This window comes from Paraburkholderia sp. IW21, assembly GCF_041321145.1.
GTDB lineage: Bacteria > Pseudomonadota > Gammaproteobacteria > Burkholderiales > Burkholderiaceae > Paraburkholderia.
This window is the reverse complement of the sequence record NZ_JBGGWA010000001.1, coordinates 671,596-689,367: the sequence shown is the minus strand read 5'-3', so window position 1 is coordinate 689,367 and position 17,772 is coordinate 671,596. Positions and strand designations below refer to the sequence as shown.

At 62.1% G+C, this 17,772-nt stretch carries 15 protein-coding genes and 3 pseudogenes; 3 read left to right on the top strand and 15 right to left on the bottom strand.

Annotation, left to right across the window (positions count from 1 at the left end; genetic code table 11):
- Positions 1–9: 9 nt before the first annotated feature.
- Together ACAX43_RS02990 and ACAX43_RS02985 are read right to left on the bottom strand one after the other, a co-directional pair.
- The gene (locus ACAX43_RS02990; protein ID WP_370706917.1) at positions 10–1,596 is read right to left on the bottom strand and encodes an alpha/beta hydrolase family protein; all 1,587 of its coding nucleotides are present in this window, start codon (positions 1,594–1,596) and stop codon (positions 10–12) included.
- Between the two features lie 159 nt (positions 1,597–1,755).
- Complete coding sequence (locus ACAX43_RS02985) at positions 1,756–2,649, bottom strand: LysR family transcriptional regulator (protein ID WP_370706916.1); 894 nt, start codon at positions 2,647–2,649, stop codon at positions 1,756–1,758.
- A gap of 136 nt (positions 2,650–2,785) precedes the next feature.
- Between ACAX43_RS02985 and ACAX43_RS02980 the strand changes: the two genes are divergently transcribed.
- Entirely contained in the window at positions 2,786–3,283 is a 498-nt protein-coding gene (locus ACAX43_RS02980; protein ID WP_370706915.1) for a cupin domain-containing protein, read from the top strand.
- A 65-nt stretch (positions 3,284–3,348) separates the two neighbouring features.
- On the opposite strand, the gene ACAX43_RS02975 is transcribed toward ACAX43_RS02980, so the two are convergent.
- The 6 genes from ACAX43_RS02975 to ACAX43_RS02950 all read right to left on the bottom strand — a co-directional run bounded on the left by ACAX43_RS02975 (position 3,349) and on the right by ACAX43_RS02950 (position 9,340).
- The gene (locus tag ACAX43_RS02975; protein ID WP_370706914.1) at positions 3,349–4,047 is read right to left on the bottom strand and encodes a DUF2894 domain-containing protein; all 699 of its coding nucleotides are present in this window, start codon (positions 4,045–4,047) and stop codon (positions 3,349–3,351) included.
- Positions 4,040–4,687, bottom strand: coding sequence for an OmpA family protein (locus ACAX43_RS02970; protein WP_370706913.1), 648 nt, complete (start codon positions 4,685–4,687; stop codon positions 4,040–4,042). Before ACAX43_RS02970 ends, ACAX43_RS02975 begins: the two co-directional genes overlap by 8 nt.
- A complete protein-coding gene (locus tag ACAX43_RS02965) occupies positions 4,684–6,777 on the bottom strand; it encodes a DUF802 domain-containing protein (protein WP_370706912.1) in 2,094 nt (697 codons plus the stop codon). The genes ACAX43_RS02970 and ACAX43_RS02965 overlap by 4 nt, the downstream gene beginning before the upstream one ends.
- 10 nt (positions 6,778–6,787) lie before the next feature.
- Complete coding sequence (locus tag ACAX43_RS02960; protein ID WP_370706911.1) at positions 6,788–7,531, bottom strand: DUF3348 domain-containing protein; 744 nt, start codon at positions 7,529–7,531, stop codon at positions 6,788–6,790.
- A 390-nt stretch (positions 7,532–7,921) separates the two neighbouring features.
- Entirely contained in the window at positions 7,922–8,395 is a 474-nt protein-coding gene (locus tag ACAX43_RS02955) for a hypothetical protein (RefSeq protein ID WP_370706910.1), read from the bottom strand.
- Positions 8,396–8,755: 360 nt separating this feature from the next.
- Positions 8,756–9,340 (bottom strand): glutathione binding-like protein, encoded by a 585-nt coding sequence (locus tag ACAX43_RS02950; RefSeq protein ID WP_370706909.1) that lies wholly within the window; start codon positions 9,338–9,340, stop codon positions 8,756–8,758.
- A 184-nt stretch (positions 9,341–9,524) separates the two neighbouring features.
- Here ACAX43_RS02950 and ACAX43_RS02945 point away from each other — a divergent pair, with 184 nt between their 5' ends.
- Complete coding sequence (locus ACAX43_RS02945) at positions 9,525–10,847, top strand: sorbosone dehydrogenase family protein (protein WP_370706908.1); 1,323 nt, start codon at positions 9,525–9,527, stop codon at positions 10,845–10,847.
- Between the two features lie 76 nt (positions 10,848–10,923).
- Here the strand turns inward: ACAX43_RS02945 and ACAX43_RS02940 are convergent, their stop codons facing one another.
- The 5 genes and pseudogenes from ACAX43_RS02940 to ACAX43_RS02920 all read right to left on the bottom strand — a co-directional run.
- Entirely contained in the window at positions 10,924–11,973 is a 1,050-nt protein-coding gene (locus tag ACAX43_RS02940) for a porin (protein ID WP_370706907.1), read from the bottom strand.
- A gap of 314 nt (positions 11,974–12,287) precedes the next feature.
- A complete protein-coding gene (locus tag ACAX43_RS02935; RefSeq protein WP_370706906.1) occupies positions 12,288–12,797 on the bottom strand; it encodes an orotate phosphoribosyltransferase in 510 nt (169 codons plus the stop codon).
- Between the two features lie 34 nt (positions 12,798–12,831).
- A pseudogene (locus tag ACAX43_RS02930) lies at positions 12,832–13,029 on the bottom strand (dihydroorotase); the annotation flags it as partial.
- 27 nt (positions 13,030–13,056) lie between these two features.
- Positions 13,057–13,293: pseudogene (locus tag ACAX43_RS02925) on the bottom strand (M20/M25/M40 family metallo-hydrolase); the annotation flags it as partial.
- Positions 13,294–13,296: 3 nt separating this feature from the next.
- A pseudogene (locus ACAX43_RS02920) lies at positions 13,297–13,706 on the bottom strand (porin); the annotation flags it as partial.
- A gap of 480 nt (positions 13,707–14,186) precedes the next feature.
- On the opposite strand from ACAX43_RS02920, the gene ACAX43_RS02915 reads away from it, so the two are divergent.
- The gene (locus ACAX43_RS02915; protein ID WP_370706905.1) at positions 14,187–14,900 is read left to right on the top strand and encodes an isoprenylcysteine carboxylmethyltransferase family protein; all 714 of its coding nucleotides are present in this window, start codon (positions 14,187–14,189) and stop codon (positions 14,898–14,900) included.
- A 67-nt stretch (positions 14,901–14,967) separates the two neighbouring features.
- Here ACAX43_RS02915 and ACAX43_RS02910 read toward each other — a convergent pair whose 3' ends face one another.
- Complete coding sequence (locus tag ACAX43_RS02910; protein ID WP_370706904.1) at positions 14,968–16,140, bottom strand: alpha-hydroxy acid oxidase; 1,173 nt, start codon at positions 16,138–16,140, stop codon at positions 14,968–14,970.
- Positions 16,141–16,466: 326 nt separating this feature from the next.
- Entirely contained in the window at positions 16,467–17,768 is a 1,302-nt protein-coding gene (locus tag ACAX43_RS02905; RefSeq protein ID WP_370706903.1) for an amidase family protein, read from the bottom strand.
- Positions 17,769–17,772: the final 4 nt, after the last annotated feature.

Below are 17,772 nucleotides of genomic sequence, written 5' to 3'. Positions count from 1 at the left end.
CGCGCCTGCTCAGAAGTTGGCGAAGAAGGCCCGAGCGGCGACCATGCAGAACGACGCGACAAGTTCGCCGTGATAAGCCTGAAGCACGGCGGAGGCGCCCCCGTCGGTCGCGCCGCCGGCCACGGCCTGACTGGCGAGCGTCGACTTCGCGCTCGCGAAACCCTGCTTGATAGGCGCGTACGGATCATTGGGCCCGGAGATCGGCGAGTCCACATCCAGCACGGACGTGAGCCCGGCCGGTACTTTCGCGTTCAGCCAGTAGGCCTGCTCGATGCGTGCATTGAAGAAAAACACCGTGGGATCGGACCCGCCGCCGCACAGCAGAACCGGCGCACGCGGAAGCCAGTTGCGCAAGTCATTGCGCTTGAATGCCTGGCGCAGCGGATGAGTCGGATTCGCCGCGGGCGTCATGGCAACCGTCGTGTTGGGGAAGGCCCCATCGGGATTGGCGGCAGCGTCTTCCAGAAGGCTCAGCCGATAGGCGTTGCGCACGAGATTGGCATTGCCGAACCCGGCGGCAAACAATGGTATCAGCGTGGGCGGGGCGAGCGGCGGCGAAGTCGGCGGCGTCATCGAGGCGAATTGCGGCGCGGGAGGAACGCTGTTGAAGAGTTGCGTCGAGGGCAATTTCCCCTTCGCGAATAGCGTATCGAGAGGCTGCAAGCTTGGCAGAAGTTTCTCGATCCCCGGCGCGTAGGCCGCTTCATAGAAATCACCGGGCTTGCGGTAGATGTTCTCGTAAGCGCGCTGATAGCCTGTCACGATCAAGGTCGTGAACAGGGTCGAGCCCAAATTCACCTCACCTTCGATGAGCGCGTCGGCGGTGGCGGCGAGCGCATACGGACCCGATCCCGGCGCGGACGCCGTTACCTTGACACCCGCCGCCTGGAACGCGCGATGCGTCGCCAGTGCCACGAAGCCGCCTTGCGAATAGCCGGTGACGAAGAGCTTGCCGTTTTCGCGCGTTCTCCTTTCCGGTTTCGCATCGCTCAGTGCAATGCGCGCTGCCCGGAGCGAGTCGATCACATCGGCGGATTGCTGGTCGGCGTTCAGGTAGGGGTGATACGTGAGATCGGAGCCGGCATAGCCCGCGTAGTTTGTCGCCACCACGATATAGCCCTGGGCCGCGTACATGGCGGCAACGCTCATGCCTTCCCCTGCGCCGTCGCCGTTGCCCGGGTCCGTTTGCGTGATATCGGCGATGTTGTAGTTACGGTACGCGGTCGTGCCGTGCGCGTAGAGCATCAGCGGACGCGGGCCGCTACACGCTGCCGAACGGCCGCCCGGAATCATCAATGCGCCGCTCGCGTTGGTGGGCTCGCCCGCACCGCCGACAGTCCGGTAGCGGAAGTAGACGATCTCCACGCTACAAGCCGGTGCGCCGGCAATCTGTTCGAGTTGCTGGCCGGACGCGTTCGACGCAAGCAATTTTGAAAACGCCGCGGCGCTGAGCCGCAACGTGACGCGATGATCGAGGAGCTGGCCGCGGGCGTGGCATCCCTCATCGCAACCGGAGCCGGCTTGCACATAAGCACTGGCGCCCAACGTGAAACATGTCAGCAGCACGAAGGCCGCGTTTCGCATGGCTACAGGCATGTGAAGCTCCGTCTTTGTTGGTCTTGGTTACGGCGATCAGGCTGCCTTCAGAGTGAGAGGAGTATAGGTAAACAGATTGGCGCGCCGCCAGCCCCATCTTTCACGACTTTTTCCATGACTTCCATCTGCCGCGACCCGAGTCCAAGCTTCATCAAGCGCTTACTCGATTCGAGCCTGGAACTCGCGCATGAAATCGACAAAGCGCCGAACTTTTGCGGGAACGTGTGCCGTATCCGGAAACACGACGTAGACCCCCTGTCGCGGCAGCGAATAGTCCGGCACGAGCCGGGTCAAGCGCTGCTCACGCAGATCGTTCGCGACAAGCCAGTCGGGGAGGATCGCGGCGCCGCATCCCGCGAGGACCAGGGCCAGCACGGCAGCGGCGGTATCCGCCTCGAGCACGCCTTTAAAATTCGGTGTTTGCGTTGTCTTGCCGGTTCGCGACTCGGTCCATGTCAGGGGAGCAGTGAACCCGGCATGTCCGACCCAGTCGAGTACCGCGAGCTCACGCGGCGTGACGACTTCCTCTCTTGTCGCCATGTACGCGCGGGCCGCCACCGGCACTGCACAGAACTGCTGGATCGGCACCGCGCGTAGCGTCGAATCGCGCAGGACACCGAGACGAACGGCAAGATCGAACCGCTCGGCAATGAGGTCGGCGTGATGCTGCGATGTCGAATACTCGACCTTCAACTTCGGGTGAATCCTGCTGAATTCGGCAATGGCGGCTACGACGTAGCGCAAGCCGTACTCCGCCGTCGACGTCACGCGCAACGTTCCGGTCAGCGCGTCCTGTCCGGCTCGAGCTTGCTGAACCGCCACGTCGGCCTCGCCGATCAAACGAACACAATCGCTATAAAAGCGCTCCCCCACCTCGGTCATGGCGAGACGACGTGTCGTCCTGACCACGAGCGACACGCCCAGTTCGGCTTCGAGCCGCTTCAGGTCCGCGCTCACCATCGCTTTCGTGATACCGAGCGTCTGCGCCGCACGGGTGAAAGATCCGGCATTGATGATCGCAACAAAGCTGACGAGACGATTGAAATTGACCATGGAGCGCGCTGTGTATTGTCAAATTTTTGTTGACAGTATATCTGCGCAAGGAGCGATTTTCGATTCATGAGAGCGCCCTATAATGGCTCGGCCATTACGGCTTTGCCGTCAACCAACGCTTGAGACCGAGGTCCACATGAGCACTCGCATCATCAATATTGATTCCGTCGAATTGCATCCGCTACCGCCCGAATACGCACCGGCTGGCGATGCCGCGACGCGTTTCGAGCCACGCATCGGCATGCTGGGGCGTCGCCTGGGTGCGCTTAAACTGGGCTATAACGTCATCGCGTTGGCACCCGGAAAGCGTGCGTTCCCATTCCACAATCACCGTGTGAATGAAGAAATGTTTTTCGTGTTGAGCGGACAAGGCGAAGTGCGGATCGGTGACACGCGTCATCCGATACGCGCGGGCGATGTGATCGCCTGCCCGGCCGGCGACACAAGGACAGCACACCAGATCGTGAATTCAGGCGATCAGGAACTGCGCTACCTGGCAATCAGCACCCAGCAATCACCGGAGATTTGCGAGTACCCGGACTCCAGCAAATATTCGACGATGATCGATGGCCCGGATGGCTTCAGAGCTATCGGCCTTAGCGGCAAAAGCGCGGGCTATTGGGACGGCGAATAAACGCCACCCGCTTCGCAACCGCTCGCCATACGTGGCCCACGCAATACAGATCCGCACTTACGTCGCTAGCGTGGTTTGCTCCGCGCACTCTTCCTGGCGCTCGCGGCGCGCGGCGCATCTTTACCTTCCGGCGCGCCGCCGTTCATCTGCTCCATCCACGACAAGGCGTCGACGTAAGACAGAAACTGCTGGAGATATCCGGGCGAAAGCTCGCGCATCAGCGAGAGCGACCGATGCACGAGGCTACTTGAGTTGAGCGGACCGGCATTCCCAGGCACTTGCTTCAGCGACTGCCGCAACTGTCGCTCGGTACTGAGCCTGGACCAGATTTCCCTGAAGTAATCGAGCACCTCCAGCTCTGGATAGGAGGACGGCCGCGCCACAGCCGGGGGCATGGTGTGACCCGTTGCGGGCACCTCTGCCTCCACCGGCGCACGGCGCGCGATGTCATCGATCAGTCCGGCAAGCGCTCCGCGAGCGGGCTCGCCTTGCGATGCCCCGCTGCCGGCACCGACACCAGCACCGGCAACCTTGCAGGCAGCACGATCGAGGTCGTCGGCATAGACCTCAAGCAGTTTGGACAACCGGTCGTCCAGGATACGTCGCGCCTCGCCGCTGTGGCCGGCGGCCCGTCGATCCAATGCCTCGATAAAACGAAAGCGGACGGGATCGAGACGATCGGCGCCGCGCTCGCGCCAGGCGTCGAGCGTCGCCCGGGCTCCGCTTGCCCCATCACCTGTCACACCACCGCCGCCGCTAATCACGGGGCTTCGCCGTTGCGGTCGAGGGCCTCGGGACTGGCGCTATTTCCACGCGCCGGTTTTTGGCTCGTCCCCCGTCGTCGGCATTCGAGCTCACGGGCTGCTGGGAGCCGAACGCGGCGGCGAATACCGAGGAGGAGGAAACGCCTTCAGCAATCAACGTGCGGGTCACCGTCAACGCGCGCTGGGCCGACAGCTCCCAGTTGTCGGCAAAGCGACGGTTGCCGCCTTGCACTTGCCGGTCATCGGTAAAGCCGCTCACCATCAGGATCTCGTCATTGGCCTTGAGGTAAGCGGTCAGCGGCCCGGCCAGGCTCTTCAATACGGCCCGGCCTTCGGGCTGCAATTGATCGGAGTTCAGCGCGAACAACACGCTGCCGTTGATGCCGATGCGGCCGTTGACCAGCGTCACCCGGCCCGCCGCCAGCGGCCCGGCCAGCGCCTGCTCCAGCGTCTTGCGACGCTGCGTTTCCATCTGACGCTGCTTGACCTCCTCGTCCAGTTTGCTCGAGAGCTCCAGCTGCACGCCGATGACGCCCACCAGGATCAGCACGAACGCACCCAGCAGCACCGACATCAGGTCGCCGAAGACCGGCCATATCGGCGCGGTCGTCTCCACGCCGCCGTCGATTTCCTCGCTCATGCCGCTTCAACTCCAGCGGACGCCCGCTGCCCGGCGACCCGTTGCAGGTCTTCGACGATCTGCTTCTGCGACCTCATGCTCAGGTCGATGACTTCCCTCGCCTGCGCCACGTAATAGGCAAGCTGTTCGTCGCTGCGCGCGAGGGATTTGTCGAGCGCGGCTTCGATGCGTTGCAGATGGGTTACCAGCTTGTCGTTCGACTCGCCGAACAATTGGACGGAGACACCGAATGCCTCACCCAGGCTCGCCACCTCGACAGCGCTGCCCGTGACCTGCGCGGCAACGGCGCCTAGCTTGCCGGTTTCGGCCGCGACCTTATCGGTGAACTGGGTGCCGACACGATCCAGCAAGTCCGCCGAGGTGGCGACCAGCGCGTCGACGGCTGACCGCTGCTCGGTGGAGGCATGGTTCACGGCATCGAGCAGGGTTTCCAACGTTTCCAGCAGGCGGCTGCGCTCCTCCAGCATGGCGGTGTCGCGGACCATGCTGTCGGAAAGCTTCTGACGCAATTCGGCGACGACTTCGGCTGCGGCCTTAGGGGCTTCCGAGGCGGCCTGCACGAGCCGGGCGATCTCGGTGATCGTGTCGCTGGCGTGCGCCTGTGTCTGGGCCGAGACATCGCGCGCGGTCTGCGCCAGCGTGTCGCAAATCTCCTGCTGCCAGCTCGCGGTGCGCGCACCCGTCTGCTCCCACTCCTTGCTCAACGTAGCGGCCATTGAACCGAGCGTCTCGGTCCAGGCCGCCAGCCGTTGCTGATCCCGCGCGGCCAATTCCGCCTGCAAGTCCGCATGCGACTGACCAACGGTGCGTAGCAGCGACGCCGAGTGCTGCTCGAAGGTCGCCGCGGCCGCGGCCAGAGCTTGCTGGTTGTGGTCCGCCAGTTTCTCGCTGACACTTTCTTGCCGCGACAACGCCTGTTTCCAGGCTTCCGACACGCTGCCCGCCGTGGCGTCCAGGCGCGTCGCGACGCCTTCCAGCAGGCCGGCCGAGCGTTGTTCGAAGGCCTCGCTGAATCGATCCAACGAGGTGCGCAAGTCCTGGGTCAGCGCCTCGCTCGATCGCTGGTGCCCCGCCAGTGCTTTATTCCAGATTTCCGCGACGGTCGTAGTCGTCGCCTCGAATCCGCTCGACAGCCCATCCAACTGCCGCTGCACGGCGTGCGTGACCGTGTCGTGCAACGAGGCCGTCTCACGCGCGAGACCCGCCATGGTGGCCGCCATGACCGGTTGCAGCGCCGCGCTGGCGGCGCGGGTGCTCTCGGCGATGCTCGCCTTCAACGACTGTTCCACCGAGGAAGCGAGGCGGCTGAAGGCAGCCTCGGCCTTGTCGTGGAAAGCTTTCTGGCTGGCGATCTGCCGCTCGTTCGAGGCCAGGCTCTGCTGCTCGATGGCCGCCATCATCGTCTGCAGCCGATCGACCAGCGTGGGCATCACCTCGGCCTGCCGCTGCAGCAGCTTGAAGGTTTCCTCGCGCCGATGGGTCTGCGAGTAGATGCGCAAGGTCGTCGCGATCTTCACGTCGAGCATCTGCGCCGCCTGAATGCGCTCGCGCCGGCACAACGCGGAAAGCAGCCCCAGCATGGCGGATGTGGCCACGCCCGCGATCGACGTGCCGAACGCAAATCCCAGCCCTTTGACCGGGGCCGCCAACGACGCGCGGATCGCCTGCAAGTCCGTCGCGCTTTCCAGCGCCATTCCGGTGCCCCTCAGGGTCGCCACCATGCCGAGGAGCGTGCCCAGCATGCCCAGCAACACGAGCAAGCCGACGAGATACGGCGTCAGCGCCGGGCCGGCGAGGGCCACGCGCTGCCCTTCGACGCGCAGTCGCACCGGATTGCGCAGGCTGGGATGCAATTGACCCAGCCAGGCACCCAGGCTGGGCGGTGTGCCGGACAGGCCCGCGACGGCGCGCGTCATGGTGGAAGTGGCTTCGTTGTAGCGTTGCAACTCCAGTGCGCCCGCCAGGTAGCAGGCGCCAATCAACATCGTGACCGCCAGCGCCAGCGGGTTCGAGGTGACGTAGCCGGCGCCGATCCAGCACACCGCGGCCAGACCGGCCAAAAACACAACAAGATTCAGATATCTGGACATAGCGTCCCAGTTAGCGGGTGCGAAGGGCGGCGAGCAACCCTTCGACCGGTTGTAAACGAACATCCAGTTCGGCGAGCAACACGCTCTGCATATCCCTGCGGAACACGTCCAGCCAGGCGCCGGGCGTGACCGGCGCGGCGTCACCGGAGGCTTGGGCGTCGGCCAGCGTGTCCTGCTCGGTCTGGCGCAAACGCGCGAAGTGCCCTGCGAGCAAGCCGGGCACGGCGGCCAGCAGACTTCGCTCGCGCTCGCTGAGCGCGCGCTCCATCACGGCATCCACCACCGCGAGCCGGGTCATGGCGGGCGTCATGGCGGCCAGCATGCCCCGCAGGCGGCCGCGCAGGTTGCCGATGGCCGTCTCCATCGCCTGCTGCTGCGAGAGATAGCGCTGACGAAAAACCGCGTAATCGATTGCCGCCTCTGCGGGGGCTCTCTGCGGAGGCGCTTGCGCAGGCCCGCGCCGCCTCGCGGCGGCGAACACGCTATCGCCGGCGATGGCATTCGCCAACGCGGTGCGGACGCGGGCGCATTCGCTCTCTTCAGCGTGGCCGTTGGCACGCGGGGCGGCGGCTACCGCAGGCGGATTCCCGTTCAGCGCCGTGGACAGCGCGATCGCGTCGGTCCAGCCGAGCCATTGGCTCAGCCGGTCCGAGAGCGATTGGCTGGATTCGGCAACGTCGACGTCCGTCAGGCGAGCCAGTAAGCGAATGAGCGCCGGGCCGCTGACGGCCGTGCGCTGGGGGGCTTGCACCATACCACCAGAGCCAAAAAGTCAGCAGTTTACACGCTGACGCCGCTGGCGTAGTACGCGGACCCCCGCGGGCGGGTTCCGGTGCGCTGGAAATACGTTTTTTACTGCGTCGGCCTACTCCTGGGCCAATAGCCCTCTCTGCCGTAAAACACGTGCGGGGCTGTTTCGTCATCCCGATCAACCGGAGTCGCAATGTGGCTGCCGGAAAGCCCCAGCAGTCCAATCACAATCAAGCGGTACGTCAGCGTACAAACTGGCGGCGGCAATAGCGAGCGATTGACGAAGCCGTTGCGGCGGGGAATGCTCGCCCGGTGACCGCGGGCATAGGTCGCATGAGAAGGCGCAAAAAATCGCGCCCATTGTTGATGCGATCCGTTGCCCGCGCTTGATGGACTAGTGCCGCACGATAACCGGCTGCTGAGTGTCCGCTTCCACACCCGGCTCGTCTGCGGCGGCCACCCGTTTGCACGGAGCAGTCTGCTCGGTGTCCGGGGTTTCTTGCGCTGCCTGTGCTGCTTGTGCTGCTTCTTCAAGAAGGCGCACCGCCCGGCTCGCGGTGATGCGGCCCTGAGCGATTCCTTTAGCGTCGAGCGCGATCACCTGGTACAGCTCGCGGTCGCATGCAAGTTCCTGTTGATACCCCTCGCCCGTGGTGACCAGCAATTCCAGCAAGGTTTGTTGATTCCGCCTTTCATCGATCGTGACGGCAGGATTCCTACATATCGATGCCGCAAGTTTGACTAGCGTATCCAGGTTGCTCAACTGCCGGTTGCAGAGATCAAAGGCAGACAGTGCGAGCTTTTCGTACTGGAGCGCATCGACAGGTGGGCGTGAATCAGGTTGAGATTTTTTAGCGGTTTTACTCATGGTGCGATTTCCCAAAGACGTCCTTTGATCGCCCGACACTCGCTTGCAAGGTGGGTGAGCGGGCACGTAACGGGGTTAGCAGACCGGCGTTTTGGCATTCCGGCGAGCCTTGCGGCTCCCCCACTACGGCCCGCCCATTGAAATAGACGTGCAGTAACAAACGCACCACCCGCCGAGGCGGGTGTGCGGCCAAAACGACAGGCTGCTAAACCTGACCGCTGGATGTTTCCCAACGGCTCGATGATTATAAATCAGCGCTAGCCGTTTTCGGTCAACCGTTCAGGCTAAAAGTTAGATTGCGGACCGAACCCCACTCAATCCGCGCCGACCAAACAAAAGGCCCTTCCGGGCCTTGTTCGATCATTCCAGCCCTTCATGTTTCAGGGCAAGCTGCACGGCTGGCCGCGTGCGCATGCGCTGGGCGAAATCCGCCAGCGGATTAGGCACTTCGAGCCCGACCTTGTTCGCCCAGAGCAGCATGGTGAACAGATAGGCATCGGCCACGCTCGCCTCGTCGCCGAACAGGTAGTCGCCCTTCATCATGCTGCCGATCAGTTGAAAACGCTGACCGATCTTCTCACGCGCTGCAGCGGCTTCTGCATCAGACGTCGGTTTAAAGACCCGGCCGAATTGCTTGTGGATTTCAGTCGAGATGAATGCAAGCATTTCGAGCAGCCGCACCTCACCCGACTCCCCCTTCGGCGCGAGCGATGGCTTGCGTTGCGCGATCCATGAAAGGATCGCGATGTTTTCCGTGAGTATCTGACCGTCGTCCATCTCGAGCGTCGGAACATAACCCTTCGGATTGATTTCCTCAAACTTCTGTCCGGCCTCGGTAAGCTTGGTCTTCAGGTCGACACGAACCCGGTCGAAGGACATACCGGCTTCGTGCATGGCGATATGGTCGGCGAGGCTGCAGGCGCCGGGCGAATAATAAAGCTTCATGATATGCGTCTCCTTGACGTCAAGTGGGTGAGGCGTTCTCTGGCAGCAGCAAGGGATATGCCGTGGCCGCGACGCCATTCGGCGACGGGTTCGCGAGTAGCACCGCGATTCAAACTGTAAGAAGGCAGGCAGGAAAATTGCTGCAACGAGTTGAATTCAACCGACCTTCAAACTGGGAAACCCCATGCGCGTGCATGCTTTTATCATCGGCTTACTGGTACTCCCGCTTGCTGCGTGCGCGCTCGGCCCACAAGCATCGACCGATACGGGCTTCGGCCCGAGTCCGGCATTACCGGTTCCACAGTCGTCTCTGGTGCCAACCGTCAATATCGCGCCCGTTAAACAACGTGCGGCCGACACGATGCCCACTGCACCAACAGGATTCACTGTCACCGCATTCGCGCGAGGACTGGCGCATCCGCGCTGGCTGTACACGCTGCCGAATGGCGACGTGCTGGTCGCGGAAAGCGACGCGCCCAAGGAGCATGACAAAGGAAGCGGCGTGTTCGGGTGGGTCAGGCGCCAGGTGATGAAGCTTGCCGGGGCCGGCGTGCCCAGTCCGGATCGAATCGTATTGTTACGCGACACGAACGGCAGTGGCGTTGCAGCGACACAAACGGTGTTTCTGAAAGACCTTCACTCCCCATTCGGCATGGCGCTAATCGGGGACCAACTTTATGTTGCCGACACGGACGCGCTGCTCCGCTTCCCTTATCGAACAGGCGAAACCACGCTCAGTTCCCCGGGCGTGAAGGTCGCGGACCTGCCGGCCGGACCGATCAATCATCACTGGACCAAAAACATTCTCGCCGATCGCGAGGGCAAACATCTCTACGTGACGGTGGGATCGAACAGCAACGCCGGCGAGAACGGGATAGCCGCGGAAGACGGCCGTGCCCGGATTCTCGAGTTCGACGTCGCGACGGGAAATCTGCGCCCCTTCGCCACCGGCTTGCGCAATGCAAACGGTCTCTCATGGCAACCGGAGAGCGGAGCGTTGTGGACGACCGTCAACGAGCGTGACGACCTGGGCAACAACCTTGTGCCGGATTACATGACAGCCGTACGTGACGGAGCGTTTTACGGCTTTCCCTATAGCTACTATGGCCAGCACATCGACACTCGCGTCAAGCCGCAGCGGCCGGACCTGGTTGCGCAAGCAATCGCCCCCGATTACGCACTGGGTAATCACACGGCGTCGCTCGGACTGGTCTTTTACACGGCGCGCCTATTTCCCAAACACTATTGGGGCGGCGCATTCGTCGGTCAGCATGGCTCGTGGAATCGCAAGCCGTATAGCGGCTACAAGGTCGTGTTCGTGCCATTTGCGAACGGGCAACCCGTCGCTGCGCCGGAAGATTTCCTGACCGGCTTTCTCACAGCCGATGGACATGCGCAAGGTAGACCGGTTGGCGTCGCGATCGACCGGAAGGGCGCATTGCTGGTGGCCGACGACGTTGGCAATGCCGTTTGGCGTGTGGCGCCTGCCGACACGGCCGGCCAGTAACGAACGCCGGCGCGGGTTGCTCGCATGGCCGCTCTCCGCCGGTCGCGACTCGCTACAGGCAAGCCGGTATGGAGCGCTAGAAGCGCTCGATCAAGCCGAGCTGCGCGCCGCGCACCGGTGCTCCCGGATAGGCTGCGGGCAGACCGGTCACGTTGACGCCGCGTAACGTAAAAGCGGCGTTGCCGCGATTGGAAAGATAAGCGGTATCGAAGTAAAGCAGCACCTTGGGCGACACATCGTATTCGAACGCGGCGCTAAACTGATTCGCACTCCCTCCCGGGGAGGAACGCCGTAAAACGCGCGCATAGCCGATGGACGCCCGAGCCCGCGTCGACAAGCTGTATTGTGCCGACGCCGAGCCGCCGGCACCGTGATACGCCGGCGAGCCGCCATCGCCGTTGAAAAAAGCAAGCCATCCGCGTAGTTTTCCGAAGTCGTACGAGACGCCGCCCAGATTGGCGCGCAGCGCGCCGGCACCGTGGGTTTGCTGCCGCGCATACCGCACATTCAGGGCGTCGAGTTGATATTCGAAGGTGGCGTAATAACCGTCGATACCGTTGCCGTCATTCAACGACGGATCGCGCATCGCGACCATGGCTGTGGCGCTGAATCCCGCTATCACAGGCGACAGGTAGGTGAACGCGTTGTTGGCGTAGGGCGTGATCTTCGACAGATTATTCAGTCCGGACCCGATGGTGCCCGCGCCGAAGGCGTCAAGGCCGCCTTTGAATGGAATATACAGCGGCGAGTATTGGCGGCCGACCCGCACTTCGCCCCACCCGTTCTGCACGCCGACCCACGCCTGTCGGTTGAAAAGCGTACCGGGCGTTTCCAGCGCGCCATTTGCACTATTGAAACCGCTTTCGAGCGCAAAGACCAGCCGGACGTCGCCACCGAGCGACTCGCTGCCACGCAGCCCGATACGCGAACCGCGGTACGCACCGGAATCCAGGCGTGCCGCCCATCCCGAACCGGGGTTCGTAACTTCGAGACTTGTATCGAGTAAGCCGTAAAGCGTAACCGAGCCCTGCGCCACGGCAGACTGTGGAAGCAGCAAGAATAGCCCGGTGCTGATCAGGCATAGATGCGCGACTTTGCGGTGGCGTGACGAAACGCTATAGATCATCGACTGCGATTTCCGGAGCAAGAGCGCAATTGCGCCGATCGGGTTCAGGTGCGAGGAATAGCGTGCCGGACAAGCTTAGCACTTGTAGGCCTTGAGCCGAATCCAAGCTTTGCGGACTCTCGCGCGCGACCCTGAACACCCCGTTGCGGCGCCTTTCGCAAGCCGTCGAGACTCGTCGGTTCGACGTCAGTGTGCCCACCCGCTCCGGCATCGAGCCGATCGCGGCCGTTCACGGGAACGACCCGGTGGACCTTTTTAAAGCACGCTCCTATGCAGGCTAAAACTTTCTTGCGGGCGTGCTTTACCCGTGCGGCTCAACGTCGGGTCCAGACGATTCCGCCATGCGCGTGAGACCAGGCGACAGGGTCTTCGAGATACGTTTCAAGTTCGTTCAGTGAGCGTTCGCCGACGAGCCCATCCCTTCTTGCAGCGACCAGAACGTCTTGCCAGGTAGCCAACGAATGGATGGCCACGCCCCATCGTTCGAGTACTTCCGCAGTCGGGAACACGCCGTAGTCGAAAATAACGAAGATGTGTTTCATCGTTGCGCCGACTTCGTTGAGTGCGCGGCAGAACTCACGCTTCGATTCTCCCGCGGCCATCAGGTCGTCGACCAGCAACACACGATCGCCGGCTTCGACCACCCCTTCGATTTGCGTCGACGGGCCGAGCCCTTTGGCTTTCTTTCGCACGTACTGCAGCGGCAACTGCAAGGTATCCGCGATCCAGGCGGCCAATGCTATGCCACTGGACTCCGCGCCGACAATCGCGTCGATGCCTTCCAGACAATTGCGCTCACGCAGAAGCCGCAGGCTTTCGCTCACCAGGTCGTGCCGAAGCTTGGGAAAGGAGATCAGGCGCCGGCAATGCGTCGAGAATACGTTGGCGATAGGCTCGCCCCGCTGCCACGGTCGTGACAGGGGGCTTGAGATTCGGCATCACCATCGCCCGGCCGAACTGGCGCACCGAATACGGCAGCACCGTACGAAGCATTGCATCGTCGCGCAGATGCAGATGCATGCCGTCCGGGCGGCGAACGGTAATTGACTGGACCATGACTGTTCCTTGGCCGATGCGGACTCGTTAGAGATGCTCGATGGTGTCGGCAAGTACACGCACGCCAAGCATGAAATCGTCGATGTCCATCGCTTCGTGCGGATTGTGGGAGCCGTTCTCGTTACGAATGAACAACATGCCGCTGGGAATGCCGGCATTTGCACACAGCGACGCATCGTGGCCCGCGCCGCTGGGTACGCTTTCATAGGGCGCCGCCATGCGCTTGCAGGACTGCGCGAGCTCGGCGCAAATCTTCTTGTCCATCGAAACAAACGGATTGAGGTTGATCGTGGAAATGTACAGAGGCGTTGTCAGCCGCCCCGCACGAATGGAACCATACGGCGTGGCCACGCCGAGGTACGCGTTGCGGGAAAAGAAACTATCGGTTGCGAAGCGGCCGGACGTGCCGTTCTGAGGCTGGAAATAGCTCTCGATCACGAAGAATGTGGAATAGCCGCCGCCCAGATCCTCTTTACCGCGAAGTCCCCAATAAGACGTGGACAGTGCGCCGCCTTAAGTCACCACGGCCGCATGAGCGCCAGGGTTTTTACGGAGCCGACAAACGCGTCGACCAGGCCGTACAGCTGCACCGAGGATTGCGCGAACGCCGGCGCGCTTAGCACGGCAGTGCCGAGAAGACAAAGACTCGGCAGAAGTTTGAATTTTGCACCAGACATGAAAAAGCCTCTTGTTCGTTTTCTGCTGACAGCCGCGTGGTCTTCCGGTCTGCGTCGTCCTTGTTGCGAACACACACCGGGCATCTGTGGCGCGCCCGTAGGCCAACGTAACCGGGCGCATGTCCAGCGGCTCTCGCCTTCCGCGCACATGTCCGGAGCGCCACGTGAAATCGGGAAAATTTCCATTTCGCGGTCCGAGGGCCACGTGTTCAGCGAAACGCCCGCGTCTCGATACCGTGGCGAACAATCTTGTCGTACAGCGTCTGGCGCGGCACGCCGAGCAGTTCGGTCGCGCGGACGATCCTAAAGAAAACACGCGGGTGGCCGTTAAGACGTTCTGATACAAACCCGAACCGCTGAAGGCGGCAAACGGGTGATGAAGCAACCTTCCGGTAGGACTTCCGGACCCTTAAGCACTCGTTGAACGGGTGCGCGAGAGCGTCCCTGACACCGACACGCAACGTCACGGCAGAGTAAAGCATGAGACCAGAAACCATTGGGCCGGCAAGCTCGTCCAACGTCGAGATCAGCTTCGATGACCCGGCGCTCCTATCGGCTCCATCACCCGTCGTACGGCTGATGCCCAAACAACTGGCGATCGAAGTTGCGCTGCGTGTCGGTGCCGCAGCGGCGCTTTCCGCGTTTCTCGCTGCCGCGATCGTCCAGCTTGCAAAGAACCCTTCGCGAATTACGTTGTTACTTTTCGCATTTACCTCCGTCCTGGACATGGGGTTGGTTGTGTTCACCCGCGTTGCCCGCGAGCGGGACTGGACTCCCCTCAGCATGGCGTTCGCTATTGTCGGGACTTTCTACTACCTCGCCTTTCGCATGGAGCCGGGCACCCATCTCATTCCCGAAGCAGTCGCCGCCGGATTGCAAATCACCGGCATCGTTATCCAAATCTGGGCAAAGCTCACGCTGCGGCGCTCATTCGGGCTTCTGCCCGCGAATCGAGGCGTTGTTGTGAGCGGGCCTTACCGCATCCTGCGCCATCCGATCTACCTGAGTTATTTCATCAGGGATGTCGGCTTCCTGCTGCCGAACTTCGGAATTCAGAATGTCATCGTGCTCGCCATGCATTTCAGCGTGCAGATTTGTAGAATCGTTCGTGAGGAGCGCGTGCTTTCGAAGGACAGCCGCTACCGCGAATACATGAGCCGCGTGCGGTATCGGTTGGTCGTCGGGGTGTTCTGACGGCGGCCGAGGCGGGCGCTATCCACCCAGCCAGAAGGGGGCCCATCACGCGCGAATACTGACGCAATCAAGCCAGCGAGACGTGCGCGACATCATCCAGACTGGCACAACCCAGTTGCGCTAGCCCGTTGTCAACCTCGCCGCGCAGAATCTCCAAGGCACGCAACGCCCCCGTTTCGCCGGCAGCCGCCACGCCATACAGGGTCGCTCGCGCGAGCAGTCCACCTTGAGCCCCCAGACGGCGAGCCTTGAGTACGTCCATACCGCGCCTGATGCCGGAATCGAGCAGGATTTCAGCTTTGCCCGCTACAGCCTCGCTGACCGTGGCCAATGCTGACAGGCTGGATGCAGCACCGTCCAGTTGGCGACCGCCGTGGTTGCTAACCACGATGGAATCCGCGCCGCATCGCACGGCCTGGCGAGCGTCATCCCCTGCCATGATGCCCTTTACGATCAGCGTGCCATCCCATCGCTCGCGCAACCACTCCAGATCCTTCCAGTTCAACGCCGTGTCCATCTGCTGTTCAATCCATTCAGCCGCCTTCAGTGCATTCGCCCTTTTTCCGATAAAGCTGTCCAGATTTTCGAATCGCGGCAAACCTGGTAGATAAACGTTTTTAAGCCAGTGCCAATGGCTGGCCGTATTGAGCACATTGCGCCAGTCGGGCCGTTTGAACCCACGGTAGTTGCGCGCTTCCCAATTTCTATTTCCATAGACCACCGCGTCCGTAGTCAGCACGACCGTGGAGAATCCTGCACTACGTGCCCGCTGTAGTAATTCGAGCGTGCAGTGGCGGTCGCGAAATAGATAAAGTTGCAGCCAACGGCTGGAGTCCGGCCATTCACGCGTGGCCGTAGCAATCCGCTCGATGCTCGCATTGGCCAGCGTGGCGAGACAGAACGGCACGCCCAGGCGAGCGGCCGCCCTTGCCAAGGCCAGGTCGGCATCGTGCCACAGCATGCCATTGAAGCCGGTCGGCCCGATAGCCATCGGAACCGACGAATGACTGCCCCCAAGCACAGTCGTCATGGCGCGTTTCGATACGTCGCGCAAGGTACGGGGTATCCACTCAATCGCGTCGAAAGCATCACGATTGCGGCGTGAGGTAAGCTCGTCTTCGGCGCCGCTCTCGAGGTATTCCAACGCGAAGTGCGGAAGGCGCCGGTGCGCCATTGCCCGGAGATCAGCGATAGCGACAGCACGGGCGGGATCGCGGCCATTGTAGAGTTTGCGTTTCATTCCGTCCTGGGACTGATCCTGGTTCGAACGAGTTTGTACTGGCAGCCCGTCTAGCGGGCGTGGGCAAATATAAGGTGGCAACCCAGTCACAGCAATCGACTTGTCATCATGAATCGCATGACAAAACGTAATGGGTTGGACTATTGACGCGACCCGAGGCCCAACCTTGAAGCGATGGGTGGCTATCGGCCTATCATAGTTAATCGCCCTCTATCCAGCCTGCTCAGGCGGAAGAGCCGAGCGCCGATCCACGATCGGCCCTGATATCAGTCCCTATGCTTTTCCTCTTCGCAGCCGCGTCGTTTGCGATGGCGATGCTGGCGCATTCACTTCCAGCGAACTTCTATCCGGTCGTTCCATGGCAGTCCTTCTGAGGCGATTCGTCCGGGAAGCAGGCATTCGACGGCTTCTGCGATTCCGAGCAGCGCATCATCCTGTCCGCGAAGTCCCATCAGCGTGATTCCAACGGGTAGCGCATCACGACCGTCGACAGGAAGCGTCACGGCACAACGATCGAGTACGTTTGCGACGCGTGTATTTCGCATTAGAAGCATGTTGTAGCGGTTGTAGCCGTCGTCATCGGCAACATTTCGAATGAACGGTGGCAGTATTGGGCACGTCGGCATCAGCAGGGCGTCCCAGCGGCTTGTCTCCTGAACAGTGCTTTCGACAAGGGAAGCGCGCAGCGAGAGCCTGTCGAGCATATCGGCTGCTAAAAGCACACCGCCTTGCTCGATTCGCGAGAACGCGCGGGATGAAATCAGCGACCGCGCAAGCAACCCGCGAGACCGTAGCCATGCATATATCTCGGCCATCGAGAAGCCACCGCCTTGATAGACATCGGGAATGCGGTCGAGCGCAGGCAAGTCGATGTCCTGCAGCACGGCACCGTGTTCCGACAAAACACTAAGTGTCCGTTCAAAGGCGGCCGCCACGGTGGGTTCGAGGTCATTCAGCACATAGTTTTGGGGCACCGCGAACCGAAGACCTTTGATCGAGCGCGGCACCGGGTTTAGAACCCCCGTTGCGGGATTATGTGCAAGCACTTCGTAGACCATGCGGCAACATCGAACGGAATGTGCGATCACGCCTACCGAGTCGAGATGCCGCGAGAGCGGAACGACGCCCTCACGCGAAATCTGCGACGCCGTTGGCTTGAAGCCGGCAAGCCCGCATAGCGCGGCAGGAATTTGCACCGATCCGCCAGTATCGGTGCCCAGTGCAGCGAAGGCTGCACCGACAGCGACTGACACCGCCGCACCACATGAGGAACCGCCGGGCACGCGCTCAGGATCGAGCGGGTTAGGAAGATGACTCGTTGCCTCGATGAGGCCGACGGACGACATCGCGAGTTCCGACATCGCCGTTTTGCCCAGGATGATAGCGCCTGCCGCGCGCAAGCGCTTCACCACATCGGCATCGGTCGCTGCAGGAGACGCCGTCTCTGCGAGGGCGGGCGAGCCCGCCGCAGTGGGCTCGCCCGCCACATCCATGTTGTCCTTGATCGTGATGGGTATTCCGGCGAGCGCCGTCGGCCTTTCGACGCCACGCGCGCGGCGTGTGTCGGCGGTAGCCGCGTGCGCAATTGCCGCTTCCGCATAGATGCGGGTGAACGCTGCGTCGTGCATGCTG

Excerpts from the sequence above, each read along its gene's own strand:
- ACAX43_RS02990 (WP_370706917.1), bottom strand. The coding sequence starts at position 1,596 with ATGCCTGTAGCCATGCGAAACGCGGCCTTCGTGCTGCTGACATGTTTC.
- ACAX43_RS02985 (WP_370706916.1), bottom strand. The coding sequence starts at position 2,649 with ATGGTCAATTTCAATCGTCTCGTCAGCTTTGTTGCGATCATCAATGCC.
- ACAX43_RS02980 (WP_370706915.1), top strand. The coding sequence starts at position 2,786 with ATGAGCACTCGCATCATCAATATTGATTCCGTCGAATTGCATCCGCTA.
- ACAX43_RS02970 (WP_370706913.1), bottom strand. The coding sequence starts at position 4,687 with ATGAGCGAGGAAATCGACGGCGGCGTGGAGACGACCGCGCCGATATGG.
- ACAX43_RS02965 (WP_370706912.1), bottom strand. The coding sequence starts at position 6,777 with ATGTCCAGATATCTGAATCTTGTTGTGTTTTTGGCCGGTCTGGCCGCG.
- ACAX43_RS02960 (WP_370706911.1), bottom strand. The coding sequence starts at position 7,531 with ATGGTGCAAGCCCCCCAGCGCACGGCCGTCAGCGGCCCGGCGCTCATT.
- ACAX43_RS02955 (WP_370706910.1), bottom strand. The coding sequence starts at position 8,395 with ATGAGTAAAACCGCTAAAAAATCTCAACCTGATTCACGCCCACCTGTC.
- ACAX43_RS02950 (WP_370706909.1), bottom strand. The coding sequence starts at position 9,340 with ATGAAGCTTTATTATTCGCCCGGCGCCTGCAGCCTCGCCGACCATATC.
- ACAX43_RS02945 (WP_370706908.1), top strand. The coding sequence starts at position 9,525 with ATGCGCGTGCATGCTTTTATCATCGGCTTACTGGTACTCCCGCTTGCT.
- ACAX43_RS02940 (WP_370706907.1), bottom strand. The coding sequence starts at position 11,973 with ATGATCTATAGCGTTTCGTCACGCCACCGCAAAGTCGCGCATCTATGC.
- ACAX43_RS02915 (WP_370706905.1), top strand. The coding sequence starts at position 14,187 with ATGAGACCAGAAACCATTGGGCCGGCAAGCTCGTCCAACGTCGAGATC.
- ACAX43_RS02910 (WP_370706904.1), bottom strand. The coding sequence starts at position 16,140 with ATGAAACGCAAACTCTACAATGGCCGCGATCCCGCCCGTGCTGTCGCT.
- ACAX43_RS02905 (WP_370706903.1), bottom strand. The coding sequence starts at position 17,768 with ATGCACGACGCAGCGTTCACCCGCATCTATGCGGAAGCGGCAATTGCG.